The 13,902-nt window shown below is 73.9% G+C and carries 12 protein-coding genes; 9 read left to right on the top strand and 3 right to left on the bottom strand.

The annotated features are described in order from the left end of the window. Positions 1-32: 32 nt before the first annotated feature. From efeB to ACZ37P_RS08195, 3 genes are all read left to right on the top strand, one after another. The gene (gene efeB / locus ACZ37P_RS08205) at positions 33-1,283 is read left to right on the top strand and encodes an iron uptake transporter deferrochelatase/peroxidase subunit (RefSeq protein WP_467345857.1); all 1,251 of its coding nucleotides are present in this window, start codon (positions 33-35) and stop codon (positions 1,281-1,283) included. A gap of 149 nt (positions 1,284-1,432) precedes the next feature. Continuing rightward, positions 1,433-2,947 carry an aldehyde dehydrogenase family protein gene (locus ACZ37P_RS08200; RefSeq protein ID WP_467345554.1) on the top strand — a complete coding sequence of 505 codons (1,515 nt, stop codon included), beginning with the start codon at positions 1,433-1,435 and terminating at the stop codon, positions 2,945-2,947. A 154-nt stretch (positions 2,948-3,101) separates the two neighbouring features. Next, entirely contained in the window at positions 3,102-4,115 is a 1,014-nt protein-coding gene (locus tag ACZ37P_RS08195) for an SCO2400 family protein (RefSeq protein WP_467345552.1), read from the top strand. A 28-nt stretch (positions 4,116-4,143) separates the two neighbouring features. Here ACZ37P_RS08195 and ACZ37P_RS08190 read toward each other — a convergent pair whose 3' ends face one another. Beyond that, on the bottom strand, positions 4,144-4,650 hold the full coding sequence (locus tag ACZ37P_RS08190; RefSeq protein WP_467345550.1) for a MarR family winged helix-turn-helix transcriptional regulator: 507 nt from the start codon (positions 4,648-4,650) through the stop codon (positions 4,144-4,146). A 149-nt stretch (positions 4,651-4,799) separates the two neighbouring features. Here ACZ37P_RS08190 and ACZ37P_RS08185 point away from each other — a divergent pair, with 149 nt between their 5' ends. Further along, positions 4,800-5,810, top strand: coding sequence for an NADP-dependent oxidoreductase (locus tag ACZ37P_RS08185; RefSeq protein ID WP_402712272.1), 1,011 nt, complete (start codon positions 4,800-4,802; stop codon positions 5,808-5,810). Positions 5,811-5,928: 118 nt separating this feature from the next. Continuing rightward, the gene (locus ACZ37P_RS08180; RefSeq protein ID WP_355344774.1) at positions 5,929-6,357 is read left to right on the top strand and encodes an organic hydroperoxide resistance protein; all 429 of its coding nucleotides are present in this window, start codon (positions 5,929-5,931) and stop codon (positions 6,355-6,357) included. A gap of 59 nt (positions 6,358-6,416) precedes the next feature. Here the strand turns inward: ACZ37P_RS08180 and ACZ37P_RS08175 are convergent, their stop codons facing one another. Then, positions 6,417-7,052, bottom strand: coding sequence for a TetR/AcrR family transcriptional regulator (locus ACZ37P_RS08175; protein ID WP_391047366.1), 636 nt, complete (start codon positions 7,050-7,052; stop codon positions 6,417-6,419). A gap of 149 nt (positions 7,053-7,201) precedes the next feature. Here ACZ37P_RS08175 and ACZ37P_RS08170 point away from each other — a divergent pair, with 149 nt between their 5' ends. Together ACZ37P_RS08170 and ACZ37P_RS08165 are read left to right on the top strand one after the other, a co-directional pair. Beyond that, positions 7,202-9,757, top strand: a complete 2,556-nt coding sequence (locus ACZ37P_RS08170; RefSeq protein WP_391160196.1) for a beta-glucosidase family protein — start codon at positions 7,202-7,204, stop codon at positions 9,755-9,757. Positions 9,758-10,373: 616 nt separating this feature from the next. After that, positions 10,374-11,144: an EI24 domain-containing protein gene (locus ACZ37P_RS08165; RefSeq protein ID WP_467345547.1), complete on the top strand. Its 771-nt coding sequence runs from the start codon at positions 10,374-10,376 to the stop codon at positions 11,142-11,144. A gap of 76 nt (positions 11,145-11,220) precedes the next feature. Here ACZ37P_RS08165 and ACZ37P_RS08160 read toward each other — a convergent pair whose 3' ends face one another. Then, entirely contained in the window at positions 11,221-11,943 is a 723-nt protein-coding gene (locus tag ACZ37P_RS08160) for an SGNH/GDSL hydrolase family protein (protein WP_401304291.1), read from the bottom strand. A gap of 453 nt (positions 11,944-12,396) precedes the next feature. Here ACZ37P_RS08160 and ACZ37P_RS08155 point away from each other — a divergent pair, with 453 nt between their 5' ends. Then, on the top strand, positions 12,397-12,891 hold the full coding sequence (locus ACZ37P_RS08155) for a DUF3145 domain-containing protein (RefSeq protein ID WP_188285125.1): 495 nt from the start codon (positions 12,397-12,399) through the stop codon (positions 12,889-12,891). Positions 12,892-12,947: 56 nt separating this feature from the next. After that, positions 12,948-13,835 carry an NAD(P)-dependent oxidoreductase gene (locus ACZ37P_RS08150; RefSeq protein WP_467345545.1) on the top strand — a complete coding sequence of 296 codons (888 nt, stop codon included), beginning with the start codon at positions 12,948-12,950 and terminating at the stop codon, positions 13,833-13,835. The last annotated feature ends 67 nt before the right edge of the window (positions 13,836-13,902 follow it).

The following is a 13,902-nucleotide window of genomic DNA, read 5'->3' as shown; positions in this document are numbered from 1 at the left end:
GCGGTGACGCGGCGGGCGGCGGCACCTGCCCGATGGGCGCGGGTCGCAGGTCCTTCGTGAAGACCGCGCTCGGCGCGGGCGCGGGCGCGGCGGCGCTCGCGGGCGGCGGTCTCGCGCTGAGCACGGCGGCCGGCGGCAGCAGCGCCCAGGCGGCCGACGCGGGTCAGCGCGGCCAGGCCGCGGCGGTGGACTTCCACGGCGCGCACCAGGCGGGCGTCATCACCCCGCAGCCCGCCGCGGCGACCTTCGTCTCGCTGAACGTCATCGCGGACACCAGGGCCGAACTCGCCGACCTGTTCAGGACGATCACCGAGCGGGCCCGCTTCCTCACCGCGGGCGGCACCCCCGACGACCTGGGCGTCGGCGCGCCGCCGTCCGACAACGGCATCCTCGGCCCGACCGTCCCCGCCGACGCGCTCACCGTCACCGTCGGCGTCGGCTCCTCGCTCTTCGACGACCGCTACGGCCTCGCGGGCGCCAAGCCGCGCCGCCTCACCCCGATGCGGACCTTCCCCAACGACAACCTCCAGGCCGCGCAGTGCCACGGCGACCTGTCGTTGCAGATCTGCGCGGGCAGCACGGACACCGTCCTGCACGCGCTGCGCGACATCGCCCGGCACACCCGCGGCGGCATGCAGATCAAGTGGCGCGTGGACGGCTTCCAGAACGCGCCCCGGCCGACCGGCGCGCAGCGCAATCTGCTCGGTTTCAAGGACGGCATCGCCAACCCGGACGTGCGCTCCGGCCGGGAGATGGACCGCCTGGTGTGGGTGACGGACGCGCTCGGTGAGCCCGCGTGGGCGGCGGGCGGCAGCTACCAGGCGATCCGGATCATCCGGATGCTGGTGGAGTTCTGGGACCGGGTCTCGCTCACCGAGCAGGAGTTGATGTTCGGCCGCCGCAAGGACACCGGCGCGCCGCTGGACGGCGCGAAGGAGACCGACACCCCGCTCTACGCCAAGGACCCGCAGGGCAACGCGATCCCGCTGGACGCGCACATCAGGATGGCCAACCCGCGCACCGCCAGGACAGACGACTCCCGCATCCTGCGCCGCGGTTACAACTACGACCGGGGCGTGGACGCGGTCGGCAACCTCGACATGGGGCTGGTCTTCTGCTGCTACCAGCAGGACGTACAGCGGCAGTTCGAGGCCACCCAAACCCGGCTGATCGACGAGCCGCTGGTCGACTACATCTCCCCGGTCGGCGGCGGCTACTTCTTCGTGCTGCCCGGCGTCCGCGACACCAAGGACTGGCTCGGCCGCGGCCTGCTCTCCGCCTGAGCCTCCGCCCGACCCTCCGCCTGACATTCCGTCAGCACGCCGTCGGGCCGGGCGGATCAGGTGCCGTCCGCCTCTCCTCATCTGACGGTCCGTCAGGCATGCTGTGCCCGTGCCGGATTCCGGTGGGACCGGCGGCCGAGGAGGCGGGCATGGCGGTGGACAGGGCGGCGGACGGGCCGACGGATACGTCAACAGGTACGGACGGGACGGCGATCGAGGACGCGCTGTTCATCGGCGGGCGGTGGACCGCCCCGGAGCGCGGGCACTACGACGTCCTGAACCCGGCCACCGAGCGCGTGGTCGGGCGGGCGCCGGAAGCGAGCCCGGAACAGGCGCTCGCGGCCACCGCCGCCGCCCGGCAGGCGCTCGACGGCTGGTCGCGCACCCGCCCGGAGGAGCGCGGCCGGATACTGGAGCGCGCCGGGCGGATCATCCTGCGCGAACTGAAGCCGTACGCGGCCCTGGCGGGCGCCGAGAGCGGCGCCACCGCCGCGACCGCCCGCGGCATGCAGGTCGGCGTGGCCGCCGCCCGCTTCCTGCGATACGCGCGCGGCGCGCTCGAACCCACCGAGACCGCGCTGCTCCCGCAGCTCAACGAGGCGTCCGCGATGGGCGCGGGCGGCGTCTTCGGCGCGCTGGCGGTCCGGCAGCCGGTCGGCGTCGTCGCCTGCGTCACGTCCTACAACAACCCCTGGGCGAATCCGGCGGGCAAGGTCGCGCCCGCGCTCGCGATGGGCAACACCGTCGTGGTCAAACCCGCCCCGCAGGACCCGCTGTCGGTCTACCGGATGGCGGAGGCGCTGACCGAGGCCGGGCTGCCGCCGGGTGTGCTCAACGTGGTGACCGGCTCGGGCGCCGACGTCGGCGAGGCGGTCGTCGGGTCGCCCGACACCGACATGGTGAGCTTCACCGGCTCCACGGCCGTCGGGCAGCGCATCGCGGAGACCTGCGGTCGCGGTATGAAACGGCAGTTGATGGAACTCGGCGGCAAGGGCGCCGCGCTGGTCTTCGACGACGCCGACCTCGACTCGGCCGTCGCCGGGATCGGCACCACCTTCAGCTTCTACAGCGGCCAGATCTGCACCGCCCCCACCCGCGTACTGGCCCAACGCGCGGTCTACCCACGGCTGGTGGAGCGACTGGCCGGGTACGCGCGACGGCTCGTCGTCGGCGACCCCGCCCAACCCGCCACCGTCGTCGGCCCGGTCATCTCCGCCGCCCACCGCGACCGCGTCGAGGCGTATGTCGCGCTCGGCCGCAAGGAGGGCGCCACCCTGCTGGCGGGCGGTGAACGCCCGCCGCTGGAAAGGGGGTTCTACGTCGCCCCCACACTGCTGGCCGACTGCGCGCCCGACATGCGGGTGGTCCGCGAGGAGATCTTCGGGCCCGTCGTCGTGGTGCTGCCGTTCGACGACGAGGACGAGGGCGTCGCGCTCGCCAACGACAGCGACTACGGCCTGATCGACTACGTGTGGTCCGCCGACGTGCCCCGCGCCTTCCGGGTCGCGCGGCGGCTGCGCGCGGGCGGCGTCGGGATCAACACCGTGGGCCGCAACATGGAGGCGCCCTTCGGCGGCTTCAAGCGCAGCGGCGTCGGCCGGGACGTGGGGTCGTACGCGCTGCACGCCTACAGCGAGACGCAGAGTCTCGTCTGGCCCGGCTGAGCCGCCGCCGGGCATCGGCCCGACGCTGTACAGACCGCCCCGACCTGGCCTGAGCTGCGGCGACTTGTCCGCAGGGGAGTTTCCTGGCGAAGCCGGGACAAGCGGAACTCCGGGGTTCCGCCGCACCGCGACGGTCCCCTACAGTCCATCCGCCATGAACTACTGCCACACGTGCCGACGACACCTCAACGGCGCCTTCTCCTGCCCCGGATGCGGCGCGATCGCGGACCGGTCGGGGCTGCCCGACGAGGCCGACACGGCGCAACTGCCGCCGGTCACCGAGGAGGCCGCCGCAGGGGACGGCGCCGACCCGGCGCCGCCCGCGAGCGCGGCGACACCGGTGGCCCCCGTCGAGGGCTCCCTCGTGGACGACCTCCTCAGGGACTCGGGCCTCGGCCCGGACGCGGGCCCCGCCGCCGTCCCGGCCGCTCCCGCCCCGGCCGCCGCCGAGCCCGAGCCCGGCGGCGCGGGCACGGGCACCGGCAGTGCCGTCGGAGTCGGCCCCGGCGTCGGCGAGGGCCCGGACACGGACCCCGGCACGGCGGGCGACGACAGCGCGTACGGCGGGACGTACACCTCCCCGTACGCCGACCCGTACGTCCCCGCGTACGGCGAAGCCCCGCGACGGGACGCCCCCACTGCCCTGGCCGACAGCCTGCTCGGAGCCGGTGGCGGCGACTACCGCGAGGACCACGACCTGCGCGGGACCGCCAGGCGCCGCCGCGGCCGTCACCAGCGGGCGGCGATCCTCGGCGTCGGCGCGGTCGCGGTCGTCGGCTCGCTGACGATGTTCGGCGTCGCGGCCTTCTCCGGCGGCTCGCCGAGCCCGTCCACCGATCCCGGCCCCGGCGTCTCCGCGGTCTCCCCCTCGCCCGACGCGCCCCGGCCGTCCACCGGCGCGAGCGGCACCCCCGGCGTCCCGAAGGGCGGCGGCCGGACCAGCGGCAGCGCGTCGCCCTCGGCGTCCGACAAGGCGTCCGGCTCGCCGTCGGCGTCGGCCTCGCGTTCCGAGAGCGCGCCCGCGTCCAGCCCGGCGGGGAAGCCCTCGCACACCGCGAGCGCGTCGCCGTCGAGGACGACCGCCGCGCCGCCGACCACGACCGCGCCGCCGTCCTCGCCCGCGACACCGTCGCCGACGTGCACGCATGTGCTCTGGTGGTGCCAGTAGGGTCCCCGCGGGGACGGATCAGCGGGCCTCAGCCGTCGCCGTCGCCCGGCTCGCGGCCCGTGCCCGGGGCGTCACCGAGACTGTGGTCGCGGTGCGCGCCGTCCGCCGGGTCGTCGCCCAGCATCTGCCGCAACAGGTCGCGCAGCATGGTGCGTTCCTGTTCGGAGAGCCCGGCGAGCGGTTCACGGGCGAAGTCCAGGGAGTCGCGGAGTTTGTCGGCGACGGCGTGGCCCTCGGCGGTGGCCGCGGCCAGCTTGATCCGGCGGTCGGCCGGGTCGGTACGGCGCTCGGCCAGCCCCCTGACCTCCAGCCGGTCGATGATGCCGGTCACATTGGACGGCTCGCACTTCAGCCAGCGGGCGATCCGCCGCATGGGCAGCGGCCCCGAATTGAGCAGCGCGAGCACCTTGGCCTGCGCGCCGGTCAGCCGGTGGCGGGCGGCGGCCGACTCGTACTCCTGGTGGTAGCGGGCGGCGACGGTGCCGATCAGGCCGACGACCTCGACGGTCAGGGGATCGCTTCGGCGACGTGTCATGACCAACAGTTTACCCAAATGTTTGACATCATGAAACATCAAGGTCCATGGTTAGTTCAGCACCTGAATCATTTCCATGGTTGATCAGCGGTTGATCAGTGATCGACGCCGACCAGTGGTCGAACCGTCGCCGAAGGAGGACTTCCCCCATGCCGAAGAGCCGTGAATGGCACCTGGTCGCCCGCCCCCAGGGCTGGCCGGTGCCGGAAGACTTCGCGCTGGTCGAGACCGACGTCCCCGAGCCGGGCCCCGGCCAGATCCTGGTCCGCAATCTGCACCTGTCGGTCGACCCGTACATGCGCGGCCGGATGAACGAGGCGAAGTCGTACGCGCCGCCGTACGAGCTGAACCAGCCGATGCACGGCGGCGCCGTCGGCCGGGTCGTGGCCTCGCGGGCCGAGGACTTCGCGGTCGGCGACCATGTGCTGCACGGCCTCGCCTGGCGGGAGTACGCCCTGGTGGACGCCGCGCGCGCCGTCCGGGTCGACCCGGACCAGGCGCCGCTCACCGCGTATCTCGGAGTCCTCGGCATGACCGGGCTCACCGCCTACGCGGGTCTGCTGAGGGTCGCCGAATTCGCGCCGGGCGAGGTCGTCTTCGTCTCGGGCGCGGCGGGCGCCGTCGGCGGCCAGGCCGGGCAGATCGCCCGGCTCAAGGGCGCCTCGCGGGTCATCGGCAGCGCGGGCTCCGCGGAGAAGGTCCGGATGCTGGTGGAGGAGTACGGCTTCGACGCCGCCTTCAACTACAAGGACGGCCCGGTGGCCGGGCAGTTGAAGGCCGCCGCGCCCGATGGCATCGACGTGTACTTCGACAACGTCGGCGGGGAGCACCTGGAGGCCGCGGTCGGCGCGATGCGGGTGCACGGCAGGGCCGCCCTGTGCGGGGCCATCGCGCAGTACAACGCGACGGAGCCGGTGGCGGGGCCGCGCAATCTCGGCCTGATGGTCGGCAGGCGGCTCACCCTGCGCGGCTTCCTCGTCACCGACCACGAGGACCTTCGCCCCGAGTTCGTCCGCGAGGCCGCCGGCTGGCTGCGTGACGGCCGGCTGCGGTACCGCGAGACGGTGGTGGAGGGAATCGAGAACAATCTGGAAGCGTTCTTGGGCGTGCTGCGCGGTGACAACACCGGAAAGATGATCGTCTCTCTTCCGGCGGAGTGACCCGCCGTCCGGCCGCCGACCGACCGGCCGGGCTCGACACCCGGCCGAAAATTCAACAAAATGTTGCAGGCGTGCTCGCGTGCCTTGCGGGCCGCCCGCCCCTCAGGAGGACACTTTCATGAGCATCCAGCCCGTAGACGTCCTGTACACCGCCGTCGCCACCGCGGAGAACGGCCGTGACGGCCGCGTCGCCACTGACGACGGCAAGCTCGACGTCATCGTGAACCCGCCGACCGAGATGGGCGGCGCGGGCAACGGCACCAACCCCGAGCAGCTCTTCGCCGCCGGGTACAGCGCCTGCTTCCAGGGCGCGCTGGGCGTCGTCGCCCGCCAGGCCAAGGCCGACATCAGCGGCTCCCGCGTGACCGCCAAGGTCGGCATCGGCAAAATCGCCTCCGGCGGCTTCGGCCTCACCGTCGAACTGGCCGTCTCCATCCCCAACGTGGACGACGTCACCGCCAAGGACCTGGTGGAGAAGGCGCACCAGGTGTGCCCGTACTCCAACGCCACGCGCGGCAACATCACGGTGGACCTGAGCGTCGTCTGAGTTCTCCGCCGCTCACCCGGTCGGCCCCGGTAAGGACCGCGCTCCCAGGAGCGCGGTCCTTACGGCTGTCCGGCCGTCCCCGGCTCGGACGGCGACGGCTGTCCGGCCGTCCCCGGCTCCGACGGCGGGGCCAGCAGCGCCAGGAAGTCGCGGAAGGCCGCCGACATGTCGACCGCGCCGGGGTCGAGGAGCCACTGCACCTGGAGGCCGTCCATCACCGCCGCCAGCAAGGTGGCCGCCCGCTCGGGGGTGAGGCCGCCCGGCAGCCGGTCGCCGTACTCGGCGCGCAGCGCCTGCGCGCCGCCCTCGCGGACCCGCGCGTAGCGCTCGCGGAAATACTCCTGCGCCGGGTGCCCCTCGGTGACGCTGTCGCCGACCAGCACGGTGAACGCCTGGACGATGCCGGGCCTGGTCGCGTTGTACTCGACCAGCTCCGCCACCACCTCCAGCGGCCACGACCGGCCGTGCAGCGCCGCCGACGCCATGTCCCACTGGTCGCGCGCCTCCAGCACGGACACCAACAGGGCGTCCTTGGTGGGGAAGTAGTGCATCAGCCCCTGCTGCGTCAGCCCCACCCGCTCGGCCACCGCCACCAATGTCGCGCCCCGGTAGCCGCGCTCGGCGATCACCTCCGTCGCGGCCTGGATGATCTCCGCCCGCCGGTCGCCCCGCCGTTCACTCCTGGTTCCCGCCACGCCACCCCGCCCCCTTCCCCTGCCGCTCGGGAGCCTTTGCCGCTCGGGAGCCTACAAGATTACGAAATGGCATCTATCCCTACCGTACGACAGGTAGCGTGGGCGCGGTGGGACGGGAGCGGTACGGGACAGGCGGAAGGGGACGGAAGATGACGGCGATCAGCGGGGCGGCGGCCGGAGCAGGGGACGAGGGCGTACGCGCGGACGCGCGCGGGGACGCGGAGCGCGAGCGGGCGGTCGACGCGGCGCTCGGCAAGCTCGACCTCGACGCCAAGGCGCGGCTGCTGGCGGGCCAGGACATGTGGACGCTGCCCGCGCTGCCGCAGATCGGCCTCGGCTCGCTGGTGATGTCCGACGGCCCGATCGGCGTGCGCGGCAAGCGCTGGACGGCGGGCGACCCGTCGACCGCGCTGCCCAGCCCCACCGCGCTCGCCGCGTCCTGGGACCCCGAACTGGCCCGCCGCGCAGGCCGGTTGCTCGCCCAGGAGGCGCATCGCAAGGGCGTCCACGTCCTGCTCGCGCCGACCGTCAACCTGCACAGGTCGCCGCTGGGCGGACGGCACTTCGAGGCATACAGCGAGGACCCGTATCTCACCGGCGCCATCGGCACCGGTTATGTGCGCGGCGTCCAGGACGGCGGAGTCGGCGTCACCGTCAAGCACTTCGTCGGCAACGACGCGGAGACCGAGCGCTTCACCGTCGACAACCGGATCGCGCCCCGGCCGCTGCGCGAGCTGTACCTCGCGCCCTTCGAGGCGATCGTCGCGGGCGCCCGCCCCTGGGGCGTCATGGCCGCCTACAACGCCGTCAACGGCACGACGATGACCGAGCACGACCCCCTGGTCAACGGCGTGCTGCGCGGCGAGTGGGGCTTCGACGGCGTCGTCGTCTCCGACTGGCTGGCCGCCCGCGACACCGTCGGCGCGCTCCTGGGCGGCCTCGACATCGCCATGCCGGGACCGGTCACCGTCTACGGCGAGGCGCTGGCCGCCGCCGTACGCGCGGGGGCCGTCGAGGAGGCGGCCGTCGACACCGCCGCCCGCCGGGTCCTGCTGCTCGCCGCCCGCACCGGCCTGCTGGAGGGCGCGCCGCCCGCCGTCGCCGTGGCCGACCGGCCCGCCCCGGCCGACGGCGACGCGCTGGCCCGCGAGATCGCCCGCCGCGGCTTCGTGCTCGTACGCAACGAGGTACGCGGCAACGCGCCCGTGCTGCCGCTCGCGCCGACCCCGCTCGGCGGCGGCATCGCCCTCATCGGCGCCGCCGCCCGCGACCCGCGCGTCCTGGGCGGCGGCTCCGCGCAGGTCTTCCCCGACCACGTCGTCTCGCCGCTCGACGGGCTGCGGGCCGCGCTGCACGCGGGCGTCGCCCTCAGCCACAGTGTCGGCGCCGACCCCACCGAGGAACTGCCCGTCGCCGGGCCCGGATTCGCCCTCACCGCCGTCGCCCGCGACGAACACGGAGCCGAACTGGGCTCGGAGGAGCTGCCCAACGGCCAGCTCCAGTGGCTCGGCGAACTGCCGGAAGGCGTCGCGTACGAGGCGCTGCACACCGTCGAGACCCGCGGCTGGTTCACCCCGCGGGTCAGCGGCGCGCACCGCTTCGGCACCCGCGGCACCGGCGGCTTCACCCTGACCGTCGGCGGACACGTGCTGTTCGACGGCGTCGAGGGCAGCGAGCACGAGGACCCGTTCGAGGCGTTCCTCGGCACGCCCGCCGAGCACGGGACCGTCGAACTGGCGGCGGGGGAGCGGGTCGAGATCAGCCTCGTGCACGCCGTGCCCAAGAGTGTCGAACTCCCCATCCTCGCCGTCGGGTTCGCCCTGCTGCACGGCGAACCGGCCCGCGATCCGGAGGAGTTGCTGGCCGAGGCCGTCGAGACCGCGCGGGCCGCGCACACCGCCGTCGTCGTGGTCGCCACCACGGAACGCGTCGAGTCCGAGGGCTTCGACCGGCGCGATCTGCGGCTGCCCGGCCGCCAGGACGAACTCGTCGCCCGCGTCGCCGCCGTCAATCCGCGGACCGTGGTCGTGGTCAACTCCGGCTCCCCGGTGGAGCTTCCGTGGCGGGAGGACGTGGCCGCCGTGCTCCTCGGCTGGTTCCCCGGGCAGGAGGCCGGGGCCGCCCTCGCCGACGTCCTGCTCGGCGTGGAGGAGCCGGGCGGGCGGCTGCCCACGACCTGGCCGGTACGGCTCGCCGACGCGCCCGTCAGCCGGGTCACGCCGCAGGACGGCGTACTCGCCTACGACGAAGGGGTGTTCATCGGGTACCGCGCGTGGGAGCGGCAGGCCGTCGCGCCCGCCTATCCCTTCGGGCACGGGCTCGGGTACACCGACTGGGAGTACGAGTCGCTGGTCGTCGCCGAGAGTTCGGAGCCGGACGTGCTGGTCACCGCGACCGTGCGGGTGCGGAACGCCGGGGCGCGGGCCGGACGTGAGGTCGTCCAGCTCTACCTCGACGGGGCGTCGTCCGAGGGGGCGACCTCGGACGTCGCGCGGCCCGGGCGGTGGCTGGCCGGATTCGCTTCCGTCGCCGCCGAGGCGGGGGAGGCCGTCGAGGTGACCGTCCGGGTGCCCCGGCGGGCCGCCGAGGTCTGGGACGAGGACGCCGCCGCGTGGCGGCTCGTGCCCGGCGCCTACGCCGTGGTCGCCGGCCGCTCCATCGCCTCGCCCCGCCTCACGGCCCCGCTCTCCGTCCCCGCCCCCTGACCCCGCCCCCGTTTCCCCCGGCTTCGGCGGGGGGACCCCCACCCGTGCAGGCGGGCAATTCGGCTGCCGGCCTCCCGGCGGGGGTCCCCACCGTCGCCGACCGCGCGCCGTGCGATCCGAGGTTCGGCGGATGGCCGTCCCGCACGGATCTCGCGTCCGGCGACCGCGCGCCGTGCGGTTCGGGTACCGGCCAACGGCCGCCCCGCAGGGGCTCTCGTTGTTGGCGACCGCGGCCCGTGCGGTCCGAGATTCGGTGGTTGACCGTCCCGCGGGGCTCTCGCGTCCGGCGACGGCGGTCCGTGTGGTTCGGGCTACGGCTAACGGCAGCCCCGCAGGGGCTCTCGTTGTTGGCGACCGCGCGCCGTGCGGTCCGAGAACCGGCGGTTGGCCGTCTCGCAGGGATCTCGCGTCCGGCGACCGCGCGCCGTGCGGTTCGGGTACCGGCGCGGTTGGCCACCCCGCAGGGGATCTCGCCTTCGGCGAACGCGAGTTGTGCGCTGCGCGTGGTGGCTGGCGGGCGGGTTGGGCCGAAGGCTGACCCGGCGGCGGCGGGTGCCGCGTCGCGCTTGTATGCCTCTCGGCGGCGGCCGACGTGCTTGTCCTCTAAGCTCCGCGCATGCGGGAGATCTGGGGTGGAGTGCGGCTGCTGTATCTGGGCCAGAAGTGGGCCGCAGGCCACGGGCGGGAGTGGCGGCTGGGGATGGTGCCCGCGCTGATCACGTTGGTCGGGTACGCGGCGGCGCTCGTGGCGCTCCTGGTGTGGACGGACGACCTGGTCGCGTGGGCGACGCCCTTCGCGGATCACTGGGCGTCGCCGTGGTCCGGGGCGTTCCGGGGGCTGTTGGACGCGGTCGTGGTCGGGGGCGGGCTGCTGCTGGCGGTGATCTCGTTCACGGCGGTGACGCTGCTGGTCGGGCAGCCGTTCTACGAGACGGTCGCGGCGCGCGTGGACCGGGCCGAGGGCGGGGCGCCCGAGGGGCCCGAGCTGGGGCTGTGGCGGGAGTTGTGGGTCTCGACGGTGGACAGCGTCCGGGTCCTGGTGCGCGTCGCGGCCTTCGGGATCGTGCTGTTCGCGCTCGGCTTCGTGCCGGTCCTCGGCCAGACCGTGGTGCCCGCCGTCGGCTTCTGCGTCTCCGGCTTCTTCCTCACCCTGGAACTCGCCGCGGTCGCGATGCAGCGCCGCGACGTACCGCTGCGCGAACGCATCCGCGTGCTGCGGGCCCGGCTGCCGCTGGTGCTCGGCTTCGGGGTGCCGCTCGTCCTGGCCTTCCTCGTGCCGCTGGTGGCGGTCTTCCTGATGCCCGGCGCCGTCGCGGGCGCGACGCTGCTGGCCAGGGAAGTGCTGCCGCCGGGCGAGCCCGCCGAGGAGGGCCGGCCCGACGACTGAGGGCCGCCCCCGCACCGCCCCCGGCCCCCCGCCGCCGAAAAGGCCGGATCCCTCCGCGAAATGACCGGTTCCGCCCCTACGCCGGACTCGCGCCGAAGGCGACTCGGGCCAGAATCCTGGCCAGTTGGGCCTGCCCCCGCTCGTTGGGGTGGAACCAGTCCCAGCGGCTCAGGTCGTCCGTGCCGAACGGGTACGCGAAGACCGCGCCGCCGTCGTAGCGGCAGCGCTCGTACTGTCCGCAGACCTGCCCGAGCACCTTGTTGTACGCGATCACGCGGTCCCGTACGGTGTCCCGCCGCTGTTCGGCCGCCGCGCTGTGCGAGTCCGCGTCGCGCAGCATCGAGGGGCACAGGCCGAGCTTCCAGACCTGCTTGCCCAGGACGTTGGTCCGCCCGACCGACCACAGCCGTTTGAGGTCGGGGATGCTGGCCACCAGCACCTGCGTTCCGGGCAGGACGCGGTGCAGATACGACAGCGCGCGGGCGAAGTCGGCCCGGAAGTCGGCGATCGAGGTCATCGCGGCGGCGGTGGCGGTGCACGCGTCGTTCGCGCCGATCAGCACGGTGACCATGGCGGGCCGGTGGGCCGCCGCGGCCTCGGCCTGGGCGGGCAGGTCCGCGACCAGGGCGCCGGACTGGGCGAGATTCCAGCTCCTGGTGGCGGGCACGGTCGCGGCCAGCCGGTGCGTCACGCTGTCGACCTTGTCGCGGTCGCCGGTGGACCACGACACGTCGGGGCAGTCCGACAGCGGCGAACAGGCGTCGAAACCGCGGGTGATGGAGTCACCGAGCGCGGCCACCGACGGCGGACGGACGTTCCAGGGGCGGGTCGGCGACGGCTTCGGGGACGGGTCGCGCGGCCCCGAAGCGGAATGCGAGGTGTGTGCGGAGGGTTCACCCCGACCGCCGTCGGGCGGAGACCCGCTGACGGTGCATCCGCCCAGGAGAACGGCCCCTACGGCCAGTGCGAGGCCACGGCGCAGCATCGGTCGCATCCGGTGCTCCCCTCCGACGAGTGGGTGACATCTCGTACCAGCACGACGGTACGTGACTCCCTCAAGGACGCCGCACGGTAGCTTTTTCCCTGACACCTGGGCGAAAAGACGGGAGATCGGCGACTGCCGGGCGTCAAACGTAGATTGTTGTCCTGATTGTGGTGAATAGTGCAGAATGTCTAATGTTGCCCCGAGAGCAGCCAGTTCGGGTGTGAGGCCGCTGGGGAAGGCGAACCTCGTCCCACACTGGAGGTACCGGTGACGACACGTGGAGTTCTGTACGTGCACGCCGCACCGCGCGCGCTCTGCCCACACGTCGAATGGGCCGTCGCGGGCGTCCTAGGCGTGCGCGTCACACTGGACTGGATCCGGCAGCCCGCCTCGCCGGGTACCTGGCGCGCCGAATTCTCCTGGCAGGGAGAGCCCGGCACCGCGTCCAAACTGGCGTCCGCGCTGCGCGGCTGGCACCAACTGCGCTTCGAGGTCACGGCGGAGCCCTGCGCGACCGCCGAGGGCGAGCGCTACAGCGCCACCCCCGAGCTGGGCATCTTCCACGCCGTCATCGGCATGCACGGCGACATCCTGATCCCCGAGGACCGGCTGCGCGCCGCGATGCAGCGCGCCCGCATGGGCGAGGCCGACCTGGAGAGCGAGCTGTCCGGGCTGCTCGGCAAGCCCTGGGACGACGAGTTGGAGCCCTTCCGCTACGCGGGCGAGGGCGCCCCCGTCCGCTGGCTCCACCAAGTGGTCTAATCCCGTCGGCGGTACGTCGGCGCCCCGAGCGGGGCCGCGCGGCATAGCCTGCCGGTATGTCCGACACTCTCACCGTCGCGGTCCTCGGCACCGGAATCATGGGCGCCGGGATGGCCCGCAATCTGTCCGCCGCCGGGCACGAGGTCCGTGCCTGGAACCGCACCCGCTCCCGCGCCCAGCCGCTCGAAGCCGACGGCATCCGCGTCACCGACGACCCGGCCGACGCCGTACGCGACGCCGACGCCGTGATCACCATGCTCTTCGACGGGCCCTCCGTCCTGGAGGTGATGCGCGCCGCCGCGCCCGCCCTGCGCGCGGGCGTCGTCTGGGTCCAGAGCAGCACCGTGGGGCCCGACGCGCTGGCCGAACTGGGCGCGCTGGCGGCCGAGACCGGGGCGCACTTCCTCGACGCGCCCGTCCTCGGCACCCGGCCGGTCGCCGAAGCCGGGGAGCTGACCGTACTGGCCGCGGGCCCCGCCGCCGCCCGCCCGGTCGCGGAACGGGTCTTCGACGCGGTCGGCCGCACCACCATCTGGCTCGGCGACGACGGTACGGCCGGGGCCGCCAGCAGCCTCAAGCTCGTCCTCAACACCTGGGTGCTGGCCGTCACCCATGGCACCGCCGAAGTCATGGCGCTTGCCAAGGGGCTCGGCGTCGACCGCGACCACATCCTCGAAGCCATCGGGGGCGGCCCCCTCGACCTGCCCTACCTCCGCGCCAAGTCCGCCGTCATCCTCAGCGGCGACTTCGCCCCCAACTTCACCGTGGACGCCGCCGCCAAGGACGCCGGACTCATCCTCGGCGCCGCCGACCGGCACGGCATCCGCCTCGACCTCACCGCCGCCGGGGCCGACCGCTTCCACCGCGCCTCCGCCCAGGGCCACGGCGACGAGGACATGGCCGCCTCGTACTTCGCGAGCTTCCCCGACCCCGAAGCGAAGTAGCGCCCCTCTATTTTTGCCGCCGTCTCGCCTCCGGGCGCTTGGATCCGCCCTTTGCTCGCCGGCGAAC

The organism is Streptomyces sp. NPDC024632 (genome assembly GCF_055559175.1).
This window is presented reverse-complemented; position numbering and strand designations above follow the sequence as displayed.